General features: G+C 64.0%; 17 protein-coding genes and 3 pseudogenes. 8 read left to right on the plus strand and 12 right to left on the minus strand.

Annotated elements, in window-relative coordinates; genetic code table 11:
• Positions 1-54: 54 nt before the first annotated feature.
• The 7 genes and pseudogenes from istA to ACZ5IQ_RS29150 form a co-directional block, all read right to left on the minus strand.
• Complete coding sequence (gene istA, locus ACZ5IQ_RS29120) at positions 55-1,599, minus strand: IS21 family transposase (protein ID WP_464481517.1); 1,545 nt, start codon at positions 1,597-1,599, stop codon at positions 55-57.
• A 243-nt stretch (positions 1,600-1,842) separates the two neighbouring features.
• Positions 1,843-1,992, minus strand: a pseudogene (locus ACZ5IQ_RS29125) (IS3-like element IS987 family transposase); the annotation flags it as partial.
• Between the two features lie 116 nt (positions 1,993-2,108).
• Positions 2,109-3,656: a group II intron reverse transcriptase/maturase gene (gene ltrA / locus ACZ5IQ_RS29130; protein ID WP_464480602.1), complete on the minus strand. Its 1,548-nt coding sequence runs from the start codon at positions 3,654-3,656 to the stop codon at positions 2,109-2,111.
• 566 nt (positions 3,657-4,222) lie between these two features.
• A pseudogene (locus ACZ5IQ_RS29135) lies at positions 4,223-4,510 on the minus strand (transposase); the annotation flags it as partial.
• 73 nt (positions 4,511-4,583) lie between these two features.
• Positions 4,584-5,210 (minus strand): RNA polymerase sigma factor, encoded by a 627-nt coding sequence (locus tag ACZ5IQ_RS29140; protein WP_406803214.1) that lies wholly within the window; start codon positions 5,208-5,210, stop codon positions 4,584-4,586.
• 120 nt (positions 5,211-5,330) lie between these two features.
• On the minus strand, positions 5,331-6,359 hold the full coding sequence (locus ACZ5IQ_RS29145) for a DUF4331 family protein (protein ID WP_103799461.1): 1,029 nt from the start codon (positions 6,357-6,359) through the stop codon (positions 5,331-5,333).
• A gap of 223 nt (positions 6,360-6,582) precedes the next feature.
• A complete protein-coding gene (locus ACZ5IQ_RS29150) occupies positions 6,583-7,095 on the minus strand; it encodes a hypothetical protein (protein WP_142394587.1) in 513 nt (170 codons plus the stop codon).
• Between ACZ5IQ_RS29150 and ACZ5IQ_RS29155 the strand changes: the two genes are divergently transcribed.
• Together ACZ5IQ_RS29155 and ACZ5IQ_RS29160 are read left to right on the plus strand one after the other, a co-directional pair.
• Entirely contained in the window at positions 7,094-7,246 is a 153-nt protein-coding gene (locus ACZ5IQ_RS29155; RefSeq protein WP_406805003.1) for a hypothetical protein, read from the plus strand. The genes ACZ5IQ_RS29150 and ACZ5IQ_RS29155 overlap by 2 nt on opposite strands.
• Before the next feature lie 269 nt (positions 7,247-7,515).
• Positions 7,516-8,184: a TetR/AcrR family transcriptional regulator gene (locus tag ACZ5IQ_RS29160; protein WP_103799459.1), complete on the plus strand. Its 669-nt coding sequence runs from the start codon at positions 7,516-7,518 to the stop codon at positions 8,182-8,184.
• A 65-nt stretch (positions 8,185-8,249) separates the two neighbouring features.
• Here ACZ5IQ_RS29160 and ACZ5IQ_RS29165 read toward each other — a convergent pair whose 3' ends face one another.
• Both ACZ5IQ_RS29165 and ACZ5IQ_RS29170 read right to left on the minus strand, forming a co-directional pair.
• Complete coding sequence (locus tag ACZ5IQ_RS29165) at positions 8,250-8,876, minus strand: TetR/AcrR family transcriptional regulator (protein ID WP_406803215.1); 627 nt, start codon at positions 8,874-8,876, stop codon at positions 8,250-8,252.
• Positions 8,877-9,087: 211 nt separating this feature from the next.
• Positions 9,088-9,252, minus strand: a complete 165-nt coding sequence (locus ACZ5IQ_RS29170; RefSeq protein ID WP_181029266.1) for a hypothetical protein — start codon at positions 9,250-9,252, stop codon at positions 9,088-9,090.
• Between the two features lie 237 nt (positions 9,253-9,489).
• On the opposite strand from ACZ5IQ_RS29170, the gene ACZ5IQ_RS29175 reads away from it, so the two are divergent.
• The gene (locus tag ACZ5IQ_RS29175) at positions 9,490-9,996 is read left to right on the plus strand and encodes a YkgB family protein (RefSeq protein WP_103799457.1); all 507 of its coding nucleotides are present in this window, start codon (positions 9,490-9,492) and stop codon (positions 9,994-9,996) included.
• 298 nt (positions 9,997-10,294) lie between these two features.
• Here the strand turns inward: ACZ5IQ_RS29175 and ACZ5IQ_RS29180 are convergent, their stop codons facing one another.
• The gene (locus ACZ5IQ_RS29180; protein WP_103799456.1) at positions 10,295-10,981 is read right to left on the minus strand and encodes an HD domain-containing protein; all 687 of its coding nucleotides are present in this window, start codon (positions 10,979-10,981) and stop codon (positions 10,295-10,297) included.
• Between the two features lie 92 nt (positions 10,982-11,073).
• Positions 11,074-11,421 (minus strand): PAS domain-containing protein, encoded by a 348-nt coding sequence (locus ACZ5IQ_RS29185; protein ID WP_181029265.1) that lies wholly within the window; start codon positions 11,419-11,421, stop codon positions 11,074-11,076.
• A gap of 346 nt (positions 11,422-11,767) precedes the next feature.
• Between ACZ5IQ_RS29185 and ACZ5IQ_RS29190 the strand changes: the two genes are divergently transcribed.
• From ACZ5IQ_RS29190 to ACZ5IQ_RS29200, 3 genes and pseudogenes are all read left to right on the plus strand, one after another.
• The gene (locus ACZ5IQ_RS29190; protein ID WP_406803216.1) at positions 11,768-12,991 is read left to right on the plus strand and encodes a bifunctional alpha/beta hydrolase/OsmC family protein; all 1,224 of its coding nucleotides are present in this window, start codon (positions 11,768-11,770) and stop codon (positions 12,989-12,991) included.
• Between the two features lie 14 nt (positions 12,992-13,005).
• Positions 13,006-14,427 carry a dihydrolipoyl dehydrogenase family protein gene (locus ACZ5IQ_RS29195; RefSeq protein WP_103799453.1) on the plus strand — a complete coding sequence of 474 codons (1,422 nt, stop codon included), beginning with the start codon at positions 13,006-13,008 and terminating at the stop codon, positions 14,425-14,427.
• A 143-nt stretch (positions 14,428-14,570) separates the two neighbouring features.
• A pseudogene (locus ACZ5IQ_RS29200) lies at positions 14,571-14,783 on the plus strand (IS110 family RNA-guided transposase); the annotation flags it as partial.
• A 225-nt stretch (positions 14,784-15,008) separates the two neighbouring features.
• Here the strand turns inward: ACZ5IQ_RS29200 and pdxR are convergent.
• On the minus strand, positions 15,009-16,514 hold the full coding sequence (gene pdxR / locus ACZ5IQ_RS29205; protein ID WP_258045169.1) for a MocR-like pyridoxine biosynthesis transcription factor PdxR: 1,506 nt from the start codon (positions 16,512-16,514) through the stop codon (positions 15,009-15,011).
• 139 nt (positions 16,515-16,653) lie between these two features.
• Between pdxR and ACZ5IQ_RS29210 the strand changes: the two genes are divergently transcribed.
• Positions 16,654-17,205 carry an antibiotic biosynthesis monooxygenase family protein gene (locus tag ACZ5IQ_RS29210; protein WP_103799451.1) on the plus strand — a complete coding sequence of 184 codons (552 nt, stop codon included), beginning with the start codon at positions 16,654-16,656 and terminating at the stop codon, positions 17,203-17,205.
• A gap of 357 nt (positions 17,206-17,562) precedes the next feature.
• Positions 17,563-17,700: a hypothetical protein gene (locus ACZ5IQ_RS29215; RefSeq protein ID WP_464480603.1), complete on the plus strand. Its 138-nt coding sequence runs from the start codon at positions 17,563-17,565 to the stop codon at positions 17,698-17,700.
• Positions 17,701-17,966 lie beyond the last annotated feature (266 nt).

Raw genomic sequence — 17,966 nt, forward strand, 5'->3', positions numbered from 1 at the left:
GGTGGGCTTCCTTTGAAGGTTGATTATGTTGCAGCAGTGTGGAATTGGTGACGATCAGGCGATGATGCCGGTATCGGTGCCGAACTGGTCGGGGCCACGCAGAAACGCCCCCGCCGCGCCGGTGCTGGCGGGCGGTTCGTCGCCGGCGTGTTCGGTGCCGGCGGCCAGGATGCCTTTGATGGTGCGGTAGGACGGGTCACCGACGGCGATGGCGCGGGCGCACGCGGCCTCCAACCGGTCGCAGCCGTGTTTGTCGCGCAGCCCGAGCACTCCTTGCGCGGCGCGCAGATGGTGGATGGCGTTGTCGGCCATGAACGCGGCGATCACCGCGACGCAGGCCGGGCCGACCAGTTCGGCGGTGCGCCGGCACCAGGTCGGGGTTTTCATCGCGAACGCGACCTTCTCCGGCGGGTAATGGGCGAAGTCGGTCGAGCGCCCCGATGGGCGGCGCACGTGGATGGCCACCACCGCATCGGCGTGAAAGACCTGTACCACGTCGCCGGCGGTGCGGGCATGCAGGCGTTGCCCGATCAGCCGCCACGGCACCGAGTACAACGCCTTGCCGACCTTGAGGTGCGCGTCGGTGCCGACGGTGCCGATCGACCAGGTGGACAGTTCAAATACTCTGGGCGGCAACCCGATCAACGCGCTGGCTTCGATCGCTTCAAACACCCGCAACGGCGGCGCGCCCTCCAGTGCCCGACACGACCTCGCCCCGGCCACCTCGATGCTCCAGCGCTGGGCGTCGGTTTGCATCGCGGGCAGCCCGTCGAACTGGCGGCCGCGCCAGAACGAATCCCGGATGTATTGCATGGGCCGTTCGACGCGGGGTTTGTCTTTGGGTTTGAACGCCCGCGCCGGGTCGATCAGGGTGCCGTAGTGGGTGGCCAGCTCGGCATAGGCGCGGTTGATCTTCGGGTCATACAGGTCGGGTTTGTCCACCCCGGTCTTGAGGTTGTCACACACCAACCGGGCCGGGACCCCGCCGAAGAACTCGAACGCCGCGACATGGCAAGCGCACCAGGTGGTTTGGTCCATCCGGATCACCGGGCGCACGAACAGGTGCCGCGAACACGCCAACACCATCACGAACGCCCACACCGCCACCCGGCGGCCCACCGCGGGATCGAACCACATGCCCAGGCGACCGTAGTCGATCTGCGCTTCACTGCCCGGCTCGACCGGCCGGCGCGGCACGGTCACCTTCGCTCGTGCCACCTCTTCCGCGAAATGTGTTGCGATCCAACGCCGAACCGAGGACTCCGACACCGCTACCGCATGCTCGTCCCGCAACCGCTGAGCGATCGTGGCGATCGTGACATCGGCATCGAGCCAGGTCTTGATCTGGTCCCGGTGCGGTTCGATCAGCGGCCAGGTCAGCGCCCGCGCCGCAGGATCGGACAGTTCCGGGAACCACCCGCCGATCAGCTCCGACCACTGTGGCGCGGTCAGCGGCTCCGTACCCGGGCCGATACCCGCCGCGACCGCCGGAGCCAAATATTTGCGGACGGTCTTGCGGTCAATGCCCAGCGACTCCGATAACTGGACCTGCGAACGGCCCGCGTGCCAGTGGGTGAACAACTCGACCAAATCGAGCATCACGATACTTCTCCTCGCCATCAGCGCCCTTCCATCCACCATCAGATGGATGCAGAGCGAACCGGTAAACGAGGCCCACACCAGGCAGACACACCGCCCAGGGTGGGGAATTACGTGACAGCCAGGGTGGGGAATTACGTGACGGACAACCCCTCAAACCTGGGGAAATACGTGACCGCTGACACAGATCGCGTCGATGATCTGCGCGTCCGCCAGATCGGCCGTTGACGGGCCGTCACCGACTCGATGTGCGTAATACGTCGACGGGGCGATAGCAATGCCGTACTCGGTAAGCACGGCACACATCGACTCGACACCCCACTTGAGACCATCAGCGCCCACCCGGTGACCCAGGTGGGCGCTGATGAACTCCACGACTACTGATGTGGCCGGTCCGTGAAAGTCGGCCCGGGACGCGGTGACAACCGTTGGGGCTGTTCCGTTTTCCCGGGCCGCTTCCCGAACCCGGCGTGCACCTTTCAATGCACCGGGCTCTCCACAAGACCCGGTCAGGCTGCTGTGGTGTCCTCCTCGTCGGTCGGCCAGGGCGAGGGAATGACCGCACCGCGGTAGCGGTAGCGGGTCGTGCCGATCTTCTCCAGATCGATCAGCACACGGTCCTCGGTGGCTGGCCACCAGCCGCCGCCGCAATATTGGCGGCGCAGGTCTTTCCAGGTCGACTTGCGGTGTTTTCGTCGGAGCCAGCGCCACACCGTCTGCCACGTGTAGTGACTGAGGTAGGAGAAGGTCGCCGAGGACACCCCGGCCCGGAAATAGCCCGCCCATCCCTGCAGCGTCGCGTTGATGCGGCGCAGCAGGTCATCGAGCGGCTGGTTGAGTTCAACTGTTCGGCGCAGCGTCTTGATCTTCCGTTTGACCGCCAACACGGCCTTCGTGGACGGATGAACATAGACGTAGCTGCAGCTGGTGCCCCGCTTGCGGCGACGCTGGATGCGCCACCCGAGGAAGTCCAGCCCCTCGTCGATATGGGTGATCAGGGTCTTGTCCGGTGCCAGACGCAACCCCATCGTCGCCAACACGGCGGCGATGTCCTCCTGTAGTGCTTCGGCGTGGGCTCTGGTGCCCCGCACCATCAGACACCAGTCGTCGGCATAGCGGACCAGCCGAAAGTTCGGCTGCCCGTGACGAAGTCGTCGAGCGCGCTCAACCGAGCCGGTGGCCGGACCACCCGGCAACCCGGCAATGTGTTCATCGAGCACCGACAACGCCACATTGGCCAACAGCGGCGAAAGAATCCCACCCTGCGGAGTTCCGGCGGTGCTGTCCGCCAGCAGGCCGTCCTCGGTGAGGATGCCCGCCTTGAGGAACGCCTTCACCAACCCCAAGACACGGTTGTCACCGACGCGTCGACGCACCCGCCCCATCAGAGCGGTGTGGTCGATCTCATCGAAACAGGCCTTGATGTCTCCCTCAACAACCCAGTCATAACACCGGGGACGTGTTGCGAGATAACGCACTTCGGCCACCGCATCATGAGCGCGGCGCTTCGGACGGAAACCGTAGGAACACGGCAGGAAATCCGCCTCAAAGATCGGCTCCAACACCAACTTCAACGATGCCTGGACCACCCGATCGGCCACGGTGGGAATCCCCAAGCGGCGCAACGCACCACCGGTCTTGGGGATCATCCGCTCGCGCACCGGCAACGGGCGGAAACTGCGGTCCTTCAACTGCGACCGCAGTTCATCGAGGAACACCTCGATGCCCTGCCCGGCAGTGATGGACGACGCGGTGCGTCGATCGACCCCGGCCGTGGCGGCACCCTTGTTCCCGCTGACCCGATCCCACGCCACCAACACGAACGCGGGATCGGCGACGAGGTTGAACAGATCGTCGAACCGGCGATGAGGATCATCGCGTGCCCAACGGTGCAGCTTGGTCTGGATCTTCAGTACCCGTTGCCGCGCCAGCATCAGCGCCAACTCCAGCTCGTCGGTATTCACCGGCGACATAACGTCATCTCCTGATCTTCCAGTTTCCGCACTGCATGTCTTGCTGGCCCCCTTCGCCCTGTGACCGCCTTTCTCGGTCTCCACGGCGGGCACGTCACCGCCCGCGACTACTACGAGGCCTCCGCCCCACCCTGAAATGCGGTTCCTTGACTCCGAACCCGAGTCGTCACACCCGCCCCGGCTGGCTGCCGGAAACGAAATGAGCGGTCCCGCAGGGTGGTTCCCACGTTCACCAGGTCATCGATTGGTCAGGGAGGCGCCCAGCTCTACTCCGGCAGCATCGCCATGGTTACGCCGCAGGCCTTCACCGTGGCCTCCCCACCGCTGGAACTAAACGGCTTCGGAGTCAAACCCCACCCGCTCGGGTTCGTGCACTGCATACCGGCCCATATCCACCAGGTTGGAGCCGGCTTCGCGGTTACGGAGCGTCTGACACTGGTTCGCTTGCGCTGCACCTTCTGACCTTGCTCGACAAGCCCGCACCGTCTGGCAGTGCCGGCACGGCTTGCCTTCTCGGGACCGCTTGCCACCGCTCACCGTCGTTCCCGGCGATCGGCTGCCCCGATGCTTCCTCAGGCCGCTGCGACGACCCGAAGGAGACGGTCTCTCACCGCCTCTCGATATACCCAGCGCCTCGTGGCGCACAGTTCCCCCGCGAAGAAAGTCGTTGCCGCTTTCAGAATCGCGACATCCTCACGGAGCCTTCGGTTTTCAGCTTTCAGGCGTTTGATTTCGTCGTTTTCTTCGCTGGTTACACCCGGGCGTTGTCCGCCATCAATCTGGGCTTGGACCACCCAGCGACGCACCGATTCCTTGCCCACGCCGAGTTGGCGCGCGACCGCCTCGGAGGCCGCGGTCAACGACGAGTACTCCTGCTGATGTTCGGTCACCAACCGCACCGCACGGTCACGCAACGCAGGATCGATCTTCTTGGGCATGCTGTTCATCCTTCCGGACTCAAACAGCAGCGGCATCAAACCTGGGGCGGTTCACAGATGATCTCGTCCGGGATCATGCGGTTGTTCCCAGGTAAGATTCCAGCTCTTGACGGACGACGGCTCTACCGCGGTGCAGGAGCACCCGCTGGTTGGCCGCAGTGATGTCCAACAATTGGCATACCTCCTCGGAACTGAACCCTTGCACGTCACGTAGTTGGACCACCTCACGCTGGCGCTCAGGCAACCGGCGCAGCCCCGCGGTGGCGACTCGAGTGAGTTCACCGCTGAGCAGCGATCCCTCGGGGGTCTCCGGAAACGGGGCGGGCGGTTCTTTCCAATGTCCTGGGTAGGGGTCCCCGGCGTCACGGAATCGGTCGGGATCGACGGTGCCGCCGGTCAGGACGCGTACCTCGGTGTCGGTGTGACGACGTTCGGCCATGCCGTGCTTTTTGGCGACATTGATCAAGATGGAGAAAATCCACGTCCGCAGGGAAGCTCGGCCCTCGAACCGATCGATGCCCTTGAAGACCGCGATCCACGTTTCCTGCACGACGTCTTCTGCTTGTTCGCGGCTGGAAACGTATCCGCGAGCTACCCGCAGCATTGAGGGCCCATAGAAGTCGAGGAGCTTGCCGAACGCCTCGCGGTCGCCGTTGCGCAGTTGTTCAGCCAACAGTGCTATGTCCGCCGGTTCCTGCATGTGGGTATCCCTTCTCGGTGGTACACGGACGACCGCGCAGCGACCCGCCGCTCATTCTGCGCCGTATTCGCTGAGTGAACAGCGCGATAGTTGGCTCACGTGGGATGCACCCGGTACCGGCTACGGGCTCTTCGCGGGGATGTCGAAGAAGGGGAACTCCGCCGAGATGTATCCGCGGTCGGGCTTGATGCCGGTGCCGAGGGGCGAGTTGGTGAGCAGGGACAACATGTGGTCCATGACGTTGTCGGCCAGTGCGCGGCCGTTGAACCCGGTGTAGTCGAACGATGCGGCGCTGCCCATCACGTAGGGCAGCGCCAAGGGGCCGAACATGTCGACGACGCGCTGGGCGTAGACCTCAGGGTCGGGTGATGTGCCTGCCAGCTCGACGTATTTGGCGACGGTGGCACGGGCGCTGGCCACGAAGGCCGAGTCGTCCGCCGAGGGTGCGCTGCGGTTGAAGGCTTCCTTCAGCTCGTCGTCGCCGAGGAAAAGGTGGGTGAACAGGGGCAAACCCCATCGGGCTACCTGCTGTTCTGGCGCGTGCCCGACCAGGGACACGGTAGCCCACGCGTGGAGCAGACCCGAGGTTCCCAGCATGGTGTTGGGCACCTCTAGGACGATGACGCCCACCGTTCTGCCGGCGAAAAAGTTCACGTGACTGTCGAACGCTTCGGGTTGATAGGAGTCGCGCATGAATGCCGCTTGGAACTCCGCCACGGCAGCGGCATCGCCGGCGAAGACGTCGTGGGCGACACCGGCGAAGACTCGCACCCCGCCATTGCCGAAGACGGTCGAACCCGTGGTGCCTGAAGCAATCACCTGGCCGGCTGCGCCGCTGGTGGCGTCAGCGCCGGTAGCGTAGCGAACCTCTACGCGTTGAGCATGCGCCTCGCCGTCACCATCGGCGACGTGGACGACGTCTCCGGCGCGGATTTTGAACGCGACATCTTCGCGGCGATCCCCGTTGGTGTCGACTCGGAAGGCGTAGAGAGCTTCATCCCGGAAGGGTGCGAACGTGTCCAGGTCAGCGGCGGGGTTGACGGTCATCGCGAACACCGTCGTGTCCGCGGTGCCGCCGAACAGGTAAAAGTCGCACAGGTTAAGGCGGGGATCTTCTTGGGCGGTAGGGGTGTCGAAGTGGTGGGACATAACGGCTTTCCTTTATTGCACGCAACGTGTGCGACGTTTGTAGGGTGAGCTGGCGAAGGGACGAAGTTGGTGTTTGTTGCGCAGTACCGAACTTTTTCGAAGAGCTGCATTACGCCGAGGGCCGGCGGTAACCGTCAGCTCATTGTTCAAACGGCGTGAGCTGGAAGATGTCGTCGCGGGCGAAACGTTCCGCTCCGGAACGGATTTCGCGCGCGCCCCCGCCCTAACCGGTCACGCTCTTGGTCGTCGCACCAAATATCGCGCGGCGTGAGCGGAGCAGTCCGGCCGCCAGCAACGCGCAGAACGTGTACGGCATCAGCATGAAAGGCTGGCCCGTATCGAAGAAGAATCGAGTGGCCATGACAGCATCGTGCAATCCCACCCATACGAAACTGAATGCGAGGAACCACCACGCCCATCGGTGTCCGGCGCGCAATCCGAACCGGGAGATGACAAGAACACCTGCGGCGGCGGCGATGATGTTGACACCACCGACTGAGCCGTTGGTGTCCAGCCAGGCCGCAGCGTCGTGGGTGAGGCTGGCGTGGGTGAAGTCTAGGGTTCCGGTGCCCAACCAGTAGGGCGAGTTCGCGCGGACCGCGGAGATCCAGGTGACGGCCAGAATGATCAACCCGGCGGTGATCGGCACGAAGCCCGCGGCGAAGGTCAGTCGCCATCCAGGCACCGGAACGATCGGAGCGTCGACGGGTCGGGTAGCGGGGTGCCTGATGGTCATGAGCGTTCCTTTGGTCGTCGAGCCTTCGAGGTTCATTGGTGCGATGGCGGTGAAGGTGAGTGTCGGAACGGTGGCGAACCGTTACAGGCACTTCGGACAGATCGACATCGAGGACACAACGCACGCCATGTTGGTGCGGCTGCCGTCATGAGGCCCCTTCACGCCGTCGGCACGCGGCACCCAGGGGGCGTGCCCACAGCAATGTACTACACAGTACAGTTCTGCGGTGGGTTGTTCGCCGTTGTTGACACTCGGCGAGTCCTCCGTGAGAGCGACATGTCGACGCGTGCAACATGTCTGTTTCCGGTCGTCGCGGGATCGGCTCTAGACCCTTGACGGTGCCTGACGGCAGCTGCACCCTCACTGAGGCCGGCGAATCGCGGAGGGTCGAGTGGCTAAGAGGGAACGTATCCTGATCAGATGGCAGCTACGCGGACGCCCGAGAAGTCGTCAATGGGCGAGAGTGCGAGGTCGCTCTCCCCGCGTGGGCTTCGTAGCCGTACCGCTATCGTCGATGCGGCCGCGACCATGATGAGCCGAAGCGGAGTGGCGTCGACCAGCCTCGACGAAGTTTTGGCGGCAGCGGGCTGCGGTAAGTCGCAGCTGTACCACTACTTCGAGGACAGGGCCGACTTGATCCGCGCCGTCATCGACCGCCAGGTCGAACTGATCTTGGCCGCGCAGCCAGCGATCCATCACACCGACTCCTGGGCGGGCCTGCGTCGATGGGCCGACCAGGTGGTGCAGAGTCACGGTGTGCAGGACGGGCCCTTGGCCTGCCCGCTCGGTACCATGGCCGCTGAATTGAAGAACGACCCCGCCTACCTTCCGCATTTGGACGCCGCCTTCCGGCGTTGGGAAGAGCCGCTGGCGGGTGGCCTGGAGGTCATGCGGGAACGCGGTCAGCTCACCCGACAGGCGAACCCTGCCCGGTTGGCGCAATCGATCGTCGCTGCCGTGCAAGGCGGTCTGTTGATGGCTCAAATCCACGACGATCACACGGTTTTCAAAGACGCTGTCGACAACGCCCTGTTGTCGCTGCGCCGCAAGGCCATACCGCGGCAGCGGACGCTGAAGACGAAGAGCTGACGCAGCCGCCGGCCGCGTCCAGTGTCGGTGACGGCCGCCCTCGGCGGATGGGCCCGATGTCTGTTTCACACCTGGTAGCGCCGCAAGGCTGCCACTGCGTCCTCGAGTACGTCGCGCATGACCTCCATGCGGCCGTGCACTGAGGCGAGCAGGTAGCCACCCTGCAGGGCCGCGAGCAGGCTCGCGGCGAGGCGGTCGGGGTTGGCTTCGGCGTCGAGTTCGCCGCGTTCCTGGATGCGGTGCAGCCCCGCGGCCAAATGTCCCTCCCAGGTGCGGAAAGCGGCGTCGAGCGCGGGGCGGTGGGCCGGGGAGTCCTTCAGCTCTGTCGCCAAGTTGCCCAGCGGGCACGCGAACGGGCCGTCCTTGGCAGGTTGAGCCGCCATGACGCGCGACACCCAAAAGTCGAGACCGTCCCAAGATTCGATTGCGTCGGCCGCATCCTGACCACCCAGGACGACGGCAAGTTCGCGATCGATGACCGCACGCACCAGGTCGGCCTTATCGCGGAAATGGCGGTGAACCTCGCCGACCTCGGCGCCGGACGCGTGAGATACCTCGCCGATAGTGGTGGCCGCGACACCGCGGGCATACATCATTGCCGCCGCAGCCTCGACGATCACCGTGCGGGTGCGCCCGCGATGCGCAGTCTGCGCACCGCGGCAGACATACCTACGAGGCGAAAAGTTGTTCACGATTAGTCTCCGTTCAGCTTGCACAGTCTGGTAGGCGGCGCAGCAGTGCGCGGACCAATCCTGTTTGGTTCAGAGCTGTTCTGCATATATGCGTCGCGTCCCCGCCCGAACGGGACAGCGCGGGCGTCATGTCTAGAAGACGTTCGGGTCGGAACAGGCGTCGGGCACGCAAAGGCGCGTCGTAGAAGCCCCCTGCTGGGGCATTTGAGCGCTAGGAGGTTCGCGCTGAGGCCCAATGCACGACCGCCGTGACTGCTACCGCCATGAGCGGCGGCAGGTAGCCGGCCAGCAGTTGTAAACGCCATTCGGTGATGACGGGTGCGCTGGCGGCGCTGGTGATGGGCGGAATGCGGCCTTGCGACGGTGACGCGGTCATGGGTTTTGCTCCTTTGATGTTGTCGCTCGATCACCCGGGCGGGGCCCTTCCGGCGTTGCACGGTGATCAGACGCAAGTGAGTGTCCGGATGGGCGGTATTCGTTACACGGTTGACCGGGGCGCCTCGTGGATCGGCGTGGGGACGACCGACCGGCGGCAACGTGTAACGCCCCGCCGTACCGATGACACACCGTTGTGCAACACGCCCTCAAAATCAATCAATGAGAAGGAAGTCCAATGTCGCTGCAAGCACTCACATCTCGTTTGTCGCACTCGCCGATCACCTCGCGGGTTCTGCTTCCGGGAGGAGACGTTGCGCTCCGGTACGCGCTGGTGTTGGTTATCGCCTGGATCGGCGCGCTCAAGTTCACTGCCTATGAGGCCCAATCCATTCAGCCCTTGGTGGCCAGTAGCCCCCTGATGAGTTGGGTATACGACGTCTTTTCGGTGACGGCCTTCTCGGCCGTTCTGGGTGTCTTCGAGCTGACGGCCGCCGCGCTCATCGCCGTCAAGCCGTGGGCGCCGAAGGCGTCCATCCTGGGTAGTGTCATGGCGATCGGAATGTTCGTCGCGACGCTGAGCTTTATCCTCAGCACTCCAGGTGTGATGGCACCCGAAGCCGGTGGTTTTCCGGTGTTGTCGCTGGTGGGCTCGTTCTTGCTGAAGGATGTCGTTTTCCTCGCGGTGGCATTGTGCACCCTGGGGGACGCCATTCGGAGTTTGCGGGTCCACATTGCGGCCTAGGAGGACTCAGCGGGAGTGACGACGCTTAGCAGCTGGACGAGCAGCTACGTCAACTGCAGAACATGTACCTGCAACGTGTCGATGGCGATGGGTGATTACGATTTTCCGGCCCATCCCCGCTCGGCCGCGCCAAGAGTCTGGCGTGGAACAACGCGGGCGGCGCATTTCTGCGCCGGGCCTTGGTCGAGCGTCACCACCCGTGAACGGGCACCAGCAAGTCGACGATGGTGTGCAATTGCAAGACTGGCCGATCGTTGCGCCAGGCGGAATTACGCTTCCCCGCAATGTTGCTGAGCACTTAGGTGCTCGTGGGGGCGCGATCAGGCCGGTCATTCCACCCCGCCGCGTCGACGAGATCGAAGTAGTCGGGCAGTGCGCCGGCGGGGTGGCGCAAGTTGTAGAGGTGACCCGGGAAGTTCAACGGACTGGCTTTGGCTGGATTTCTCTCGACCTGCTCCACGATCGCCACGGCCAAGGCGTAGCCGAGGTCGTGGCGGGGCCAGGTCGCGTGAACCACGTCGGCGAACGCCTGCGGAATCGCTTCCCGCCCCCGTCCGAAGACGTCGACACCGACGCCCATCTGCGTCACGGCCTCCACGTTGCCGAAACGGTGACTGATGCCATCGCTTGTATGTAGCGCAACGGCCCGCCACACCGTGGCGATCCGGCCGTCGGTCAACCCGTGGGATTTGAGAAAGGCGGCCGCCGCGTCGGCGCCGTCCACTTCGAACCGTTGGCTGCCGTTGGCGTGCTCGGTTGCTCCCAAGTCGTGGAGCAGGCACGCCAAGAACACCAGCTCGTCGTCGTAGTCGGTCCCGGCGCGCAGACCGTTCGCGGTCGCCATATGCCGCGCAAACAGGTAGCTCCGCACACAGTGGTTGTAGATGAACGGCGGTGATACCGAGCGGCAGAAGTCCTGTGCTGCAACGGCGATCGTGGATTCGGGTAGCCCGAGATCGGGGCCGTGATCACTGTTCGGGCGCATGAAGACCTTTCCGGTCGACGAGTACGTGCACGAGCAGGCATGCCCTCTCCGCGCGGTCGGTGCGTACTAGAACCAAGCGCAGGGTGGTGCAGTTAGTAGAGCGGGATTCCGACCACTCCACTGCTGGAGAAGACCGCCAGGGCGCCCAGGGCGACGCCGAAGGCATCCATGACCACCATGAGTCGTACCGGGTATTCCTGCTTACGGCCGTCGGCGTGCATCGTCGGTACGTCGAGGTGTACGTCGGAGATGGTGGGCTTCTGCATCGCGGCGCTGAACCCCACCCGGTGCGCTTCGCGGTGCTCTTCGGGAATGATGATCGCCAGGTTCTGACCCATCACCTCGGCTCGGCGGTGCCCGAACAGCCGCTCGGCGCCGTCGGACCAATGGGTAATGATGCTGCCCGTGTCGATGCCGACGAGAGCGTAGAACTCTGCCACGTGCTCAGTTCTCTTTCTTGCCAAGCTGGTGACGATCGGGGTGCCCGATTTGTCGCTGTATCATCCTTCGCCCTGTCGACCAGCCGGACCCAGTTCGCTGCTCGGATCATGAGGCATGCGATGTACCCTACAGTACAGTTCTGGCGATGTTAAGTCTGATCACCACGGCGGTTTCCGCAAGGCATGAGGCGCGGCGTCCGATTTGAAAACGCCTTATCTCAATGAATACTGATGCAGCTTCAGTCTTTAGGTCGTCCCCCGGAGCCGTCTGCGGCTTGTGGCGGTGGCGCAAACTGTTCCACGTAGTACAGTCCAGTCAAGCTGCGCAGAAGCTGAAAGGGGAATGGTGAGCACATCGACCAGAACCGCCTTCCGCGGCGGTAACGGCGAGTTGGCCGGCAAGCTGGAGATGCCCGCTGACATCCCCAAAGCCTGGGCACTGTTCGCGCATTGCTTTACCTGCGGCAAAGACAACGTCTCCGCCGGCCGGATTTCACGTGCACTGGCCAGGCAGGGAATCGCAGTGTTGCGGTTCGACTTCACTGGATTGGGTGACTCTGAGGGCGACTTCGCGGCCACCGGCTTCAGCTCCAACATCGAGGATCTGGTGCGCGCTGCGGACCATCTCCGCAACCAATTTCATGCACCAGCGGTGCTGATCGGGCACTCGCTCGGCGGCGCAGCAGTCTTGGCCGCCGCGCAGCACATCCCGGAGGTCCGCGCCGTCGCGACCATCGGCGCACCGGCTGACCCCTCCCACGTCACCAACCTGCTGGGTGATGCCCTGCCCACCGTCAAAGCGGGCGAAGCCACGGTATCGATCGGGGGCCGACCTTTTCGGGTGCGCCGCCAGTTTCTCGACGACATCGCGGTGCAACCGCAGCGCGAGCGCATCTCCACCCTCGACGCCGCGCTGCTGGTCATGCATTCCCCGGTCGACCAGGTGGTGTCGGTGACCAACGCGCGAACCATCTTCGACACCGCGCGGCATCCGAAATCTTTCGTCACTCTTGACGGCGCCGACCACCTTCTCAGCGATCGGGCTGACGCCGAGTACGCCGCAAGCGTCCTGGCGGCGTGGTCGAGCAGGTACGTGGCGCCCTCCAACACGGCTACGGCCGATTCGACCGAGCTGGCCGACGGCGCCGTACGGGTCGCTGAGAGCGGCCCGGGTAGACTGACCCAGCAGATCAGCGCGCGCCGGCATCGACTGACCGCGGATGAGCCCCACCCCGTCGGTGACGACGCCGGCCCAACCCCCTACGACTTTCTCCTGGCCGCGCTCGGTGCCTGCACGTCGATGACGGTGCGGATGTACGCCGATCGAAAGCAATGGCCGCTGGAACGCATCGTCGTCGACTCGCGTCACACCCGCATCCACGCTAAGGACTGCGCCGAATGCGAGACCGCCACGGGAATGGTCGACCGAATCGACCGCAGCATCACCCTCATTGGCCCGCTCGACGCCGACCAACGCGCCAAACTGCTCGCCATCGCTGACCGATGCCCGGTGCACCGCACCCTGCGTTCCGAAGTATCCATCCACACCTCCGAATCGCGGGACGACTAAGAAAAAGGGCTGTAATGACGCAACATTCGGAGTTCGATGTCATCCTCATCGGTGGCGGACCCGGCGGCGCCTCCGCCGCGCGCTACCTCGCCGCCGAAGGGCTTCGGGTCGCCCTGATCGAAGAACGCCTCGTCGGCGGTGAATGCCACTACTTCGCATGCAACCCGACCAAGACGCTGCTGCGCCCCATCGAGGTGCTCGGGCTGGCCAAGGCCGTCCCTGGCGTGCGTGAAGCCGTCGGGCACGCACAACTCGACATCGCCGCCGTCTTCGCCAAACGCGACGCAATCGTTGACCACCTCAACGACGATGGAGTTACCGGTGCGCTCCAGCAGGGCGGCCTCGCGGTAATTCACGCCCACGGCCGTCTGACCGGCCCTCGCAGAGTCACCGTCACTCACTCCGACGGACGCGAGGAGATGATCCGCGCGCGGCATGCCGTCGTTCTAGCCACCGGCACCCGCCCCGCCATCCCCGACATACCGGGGCTGGCCGAGGCGCGGCCCTGGACCAATCGCGACTTGGCGGCCATGACGCACGTACCACCACGCAGCCTGATCATCGGCGGCGGCGTCGTCGGAGTCGAATTCGCCACCATTCTGGCCGGCCTCGGATCCCAAGTGACGCTACTGGCCCGCGGCGACACCCTGCTGCGCAACTCCGAGACCGTCGCAACCGAGATGGTCACCGACTCACTGCGCCACAAAGGGGTAGACCTTCGCTTCCACACTCACCTGTCTCGCGTCACCCGACCCGTGGCGGGTGGCGTCGTCCGCGCGACAACCGGCGACGAGACCATCGAGGTTGACGAAATAGTCATCGCTGCGGGGCGGGTCGTCAACACCGATGCCCTCGGCCTCGAAACCGTCGGGCTGCACGCTGGGGCCTTTGTAGCCGTCGACGACCATTTGCAGGCGCAGGGCGTAGACGGCGAGTGGCTCTACGCGATAGGCGACACCACCGGACGCGCACTGCTATCCCACCTTTCGCAGTATCACGCAGTCGTCGTCGCCGACGTCATCGCCGCCCGTGCACAGGGTCGTCAGCTCGGCGCCGACGAACTCATCGCCCGAGACTCCTACAACCTGTCCCAAGTCATCTACACCGACCCCCAGGTCATCGAAGTGGGACGCACCGAAGAACAGGCACGCGCCGACGGGTTCTCTGTCACGACGGCTACCGCGAGGTACCCCGAATCGGTACCCGACCTCGCACTGTTCCGCGACGGCTTCAATGCCTGGGCGAAACTGGTCATTGATGCCGACACCAATACGTTGCTTGGCGCCACCTTCGTCGGGCCCGAGTTCGCCGAACTCGCGCAAGCAGCCACGCTCGCCGTTGTCGCCAAGGTTCCCGTCGAGGTGCTGCGGCACGTCGTAGCGCCGCACCCCTCGATCAACCAAGTCTGGAACCCTCTCCTTGCCAGACAAAGGTAACCAAGGAGGTCGCCCCAACTAAGCGAGTCTCGCCATCGTCACCGAAGCGGCAAGCCCGGCGGGACCGGCTCGTAGTGCACTGCCGCTGTCACGCTCCGCGACCAATTGAAGCGCCCGGACATCCCGGAGGCCCTATCGCACTCCACCGGACCCAATACCGGCCCGGAGCCGAACTGCGGCGTCGGTGGGATCTCGCATCACCGGCGGCCCGCGCCCGGGGCCAGGCGGCCAACCGGCGCCTGCACACCCAATGGGCCCGTTTCGACGCCCGCAGGAAGCGCCCGGTGATCGCCAACGTCGCGATCGCCCGGGAACTGGCCGGCTGGTGCTGGTCGCTAGCAGTCCTACCCGACTGACCGGTATCCCCTAGGCGTCCAGATGAGACCACCGATGATCGGGACGGCAAGCGTCCTGGAGTGATCCGCGATTGCGCTATGAGCAATCACGTTGCCCCGCAACGGATGACGCTCGATCCTAGACCGCTGGTTAGCTCCGTTTCGAAGGTCCGTCCTGCGGTAACCAACCCGCGCATTTCAGACTGACACGCGTCGACACGACACGCTCGACTCAGCGCTGGGTAGTTATCCGTTGGTCTGTAGCACTTTGGCCAGAACATCGAACCCGGTTCGCATGTCAAGTTTGGGTGTTCCTGCGTATCCGAGCAGGAGCGCCGACGATCTGCTGGGATGGTAGTGATGTATTGACAGTGGCCAGACGTGGATCCCCTGGTGCAGAGCCCGTTTGGCGATCGAGGTGTCGTCGCTGAAATCCGCGAGCTGACCGACGAGGTGAAGCCCGCCGTCGGAGGGCGCCAATGCGATACTGTTGCTTATTCTTTCGGCCTCTTGAATTAAGAGGTGCTGGCGTTCGCGATGCAGAACGCGCATCCTTCTGAGATGGTTAGCGAAGTGGCCTTGTTCCATGAAGTCGGTGACTACTGCCTGGTCGATGAGGTGGGCGTGCATGTCGGTGCTCAAGTGCGCTGCGGTGAAACCGTCGACGATTGCCTCGGGGGCGATGATGTAGCCCAGCCGCAGGCTGGGAAACAGGACCTTGCTGAAGGTCCCGACGTAGACGACGCGCTGATGAGTGTCGATGGCGGTGAGCGCCGCTAGGGGTTTTCCGACATACCGGAACTCGGCGTCGTAGTCGTCTTCGATGACCCAGGATTGGTTACGCGCCGCCCAATCGATGAGTGCGAGCCGCCTTTCCAACGACATGGTGTGCCCTAATGGGAATTGATGCGACGGCGTGACGATCGCGATGCGCGCGGTCGACTCGAGTTCGATACCTGCCGCGACGTCGAGTCCGGACTCATCTACCGGCACGGGGACGATGCGGGCGCCCGCCGAGACCAGAGCTGCCCGCGCGCCAAGGTATCCCGGGTCCTCTAGCCACGCGGCATCCCCGGGGTCGAGCAGGATTCGGGCGCAGAACTCCAGGGCTTGTTGCGAGCCGTTTACGACGATGACTTGGTCGGCGGTGCAGTGAATACCGCGGGCAGTGGCGATGTAGGAGGCGATGGCCTCTCGCAGGGGCCGGTAACCGGCTGGGTTGTCATAGGGCATCAAGGCCGATGCGGCGGTGGCGAAGCGTGAGGAGTAGAGCCTGACCCAGGTCTTGAAGGGAAACGCATCTAGAGCGGGCAATCCGATGAGAAACGCCGCTCCGCGGGGTTGATGGCCCAGCACGGAGGGTATCGGTATCCGCCGTACCCGCGCCAGCCGCTCACCGCGGCCGGACAACGTAGCCGCGGGGTACAGAGCGGGTGACTCGCAGGACGGGTAAGGGGGCGCGCTGTTGAGGAATTCTTCGGGAAGGACGCGCGCGACGTAAGTCCCCGACCCTTGCCGAGCTGTGATGTAACCCTCGGCCTCCAGCTGGTCGAACGCCGCCAGAACTGTGTTGCGCGACAGCCCATTCTGCGCGGCCAACACCCGGCTGGGGGGGAGCTTCGATCCACCTGCGAGCTGACCGCTGAGAATGCTCGACCTCAACTGCTCATAAAGCACCCGGTACGCCGCCGGCTCGGGGGTCCGATTCGACGTGTCACCATTCGGCGACGAATTGTTTCGCTTCGATGTCACATGGCCCCTTGATCTACACCCGAATTGGCTCTGGAACGGCGGCGAATTTTCTCTAGGCTTTGGAACCAATATGCCCCACCCATCCGAACCGCGTCGTGCCCCAGCCCGACATGTCCGCGGTGCCCAAAAGGAGTGACCTGTGCCCATTTACCTCAGCATGCAACGCGTACGCTTCTCCAGTCCCGACGCCTACGAGAAGTTCAAAGTGGTATTTGGCGACACTCGCCACCACCTGATGGCACTGCCGGGATTTCTCCACCTGACCTGGTGGGAGCATCCCGATGATCCGGGCTGGTTCAACGAATGTAGCTTCTGGACCAGCAAGGAAGCACTCTACGACTGGCACACCGATACCTACCACAAATACGCCAAGGCCTGGGCCGCCAACGGCGCGATCATGGAAGACATCATCACCAACTTTGAACTCGTAGGCACCCGTCTCCTCCGCATCTGCCCCTGCTGTAATGAATTGCAGGACAGAGAATACGAACTGAGCCAGGAACAGGCCGTCCTGCGTGAGCAGTGCCCGAAGTGCGGCTTCCACTTCCCCTACCTCACCGAGCAGCCGTCCAGCTTCGCGGTCTTCAAGGACGCCGACCTCAACCCGACGACCGACAGCCCGATTGGCATCGCCGATGGCCAACAACCCCTCGTCGCCAGCGGCGTAGGACTCCAGGCCGATACTCCCTGACCCCTAAGTCAATGGGCCTTGGCCGCACACCGAGCTGTCCGCCTTCTCTGGATCATATTCGGCGAACGCCAGCCCTCGATCGTTCGTGCCCATTCGTCCGGTTGGCACCTGGCACCGGCCCGAGTCGACCATCGAAACGGTAAACCACGACGTGCATGAGTACTACAACCCCGGACACCACCCGCAGGTGAACGAAGTAGAACTTATCCGCATCTGCGCGTAATATCGCTTCGCGCAACCAGTTTGAGCGTCGTCACGGATAATGATCATCGCGGCACTTGGCGGTCAATTCGCCGAATGGCGGATGGGCCGGCCTCACTGGCTCGACTAGGTCCACCTGCCGCCGCACGCTGCGTCGTGCTCATCTGGCTGGTGCCATCCGACCTGCATGTTGGCTTCATCGCCGATTCTTTAAGTTTTTCCGGCCCTTCACGCTATTCGGTGCAGGATGTCGCCAACGAAAACCTCCAAAGGCATGATTCATCGCGTTTTTGAAGCGATCCGCCGAATCCCGTCCGAATTGTTCCTCAGACTGAGCCACGCTTCGTTACAGGGTCGCCGCATGAGACGTTCCATCGCCTACGTGGTGGCGGATCACGACGAACATGTTGCTGTCGACGGCGATGAACCGGTAACGCGCAAAGTTGAACCGCTAGTGCGCAATCGGTGGCCTCTCGGCTGCTTCCACCGCGGCGCGGCTCCGAACGGCGCTCCCGTCGGCTGCCTGCCGAACAAGCCGCCGTCGCTCATCGTGAGAGGCG

Source organism: Mycobacterium toneyamaense, assembly GCF_055384815.1.

Excerpts from the sequence above, each read along its gene's own strand:
- istA (WP_464481517.1), bottom strand. The coding sequence starts at position 1,599 with ATGCTCGATTTGGTCGAGTTGTTCACCCACTGGCACGCGGGCCGTTCG.
- ACZ5IQ_RS29140 (WP_406803214.1), bottom strand. The coding sequence starts at position 5,210 with ATGCAGGAACCGGCGGACATAGCACTGTTGGCTGAACAACTGCGCAAC.
- ACZ5IQ_RS29145 (WP_103799461.1), bottom strand. The coding sequence starts at position 6,359 with ATGTCCCACCACTTCGACACCCCTACCGCCCAAGAAGATCCCCGCCTT.
- ACZ5IQ_RS29155 (WP_406805003.1), top strand. The coding sequence starts at position 7,094 with ATGAGCGTTCCTTTGGTCGTCGAGCCTTCGAGGTTCATTGGTGCGATG.
- ACZ5IQ_RS29150 (WP_142394587.1), bottom strand. The coding sequence starts at position 7,095 with ATGACCATCAGGCACCCCGCTACCCGACCCGTCGACGCTCCGATCGTT.
- ACZ5IQ_RS29160 (WP_103799459.1), top strand. The coding sequence starts at position 7,516 with ATGGCAGCTACGCGGACGCCCGAGAAGTCGTCAATGGGCGAGAGTGCG.
- ACZ5IQ_RS29170 (WP_181029266.1), bottom strand. The coding sequence starts at position 9,252 with ATGACCGCGTCACCGTCGCAAGGCCGCATTCCGCCCATCACCAGCGCC.
- ACZ5IQ_RS29175 (WP_103799457.1), top strand. The coding sequence starts at position 9,490 with ATGTCGCTGCAAGCACTCACATCTCGTTTGTCGCACTCGCCGATCACC.
- ACZ5IQ_RS29180 (WP_103799456.1), bottom strand. The coding sequence starts at position 10,981 with ATGCGCCCGAACAGTGATCACGGCCCCGATCTCGGGCTACCCGAATCC.
- ACZ5IQ_RS29195 (WP_103799453.1), top strand. The coding sequence starts at position 13,006 with ATGACGCAACATTCGGAGTTCGATGTCATCCTCATCGGTGGCGGACCC.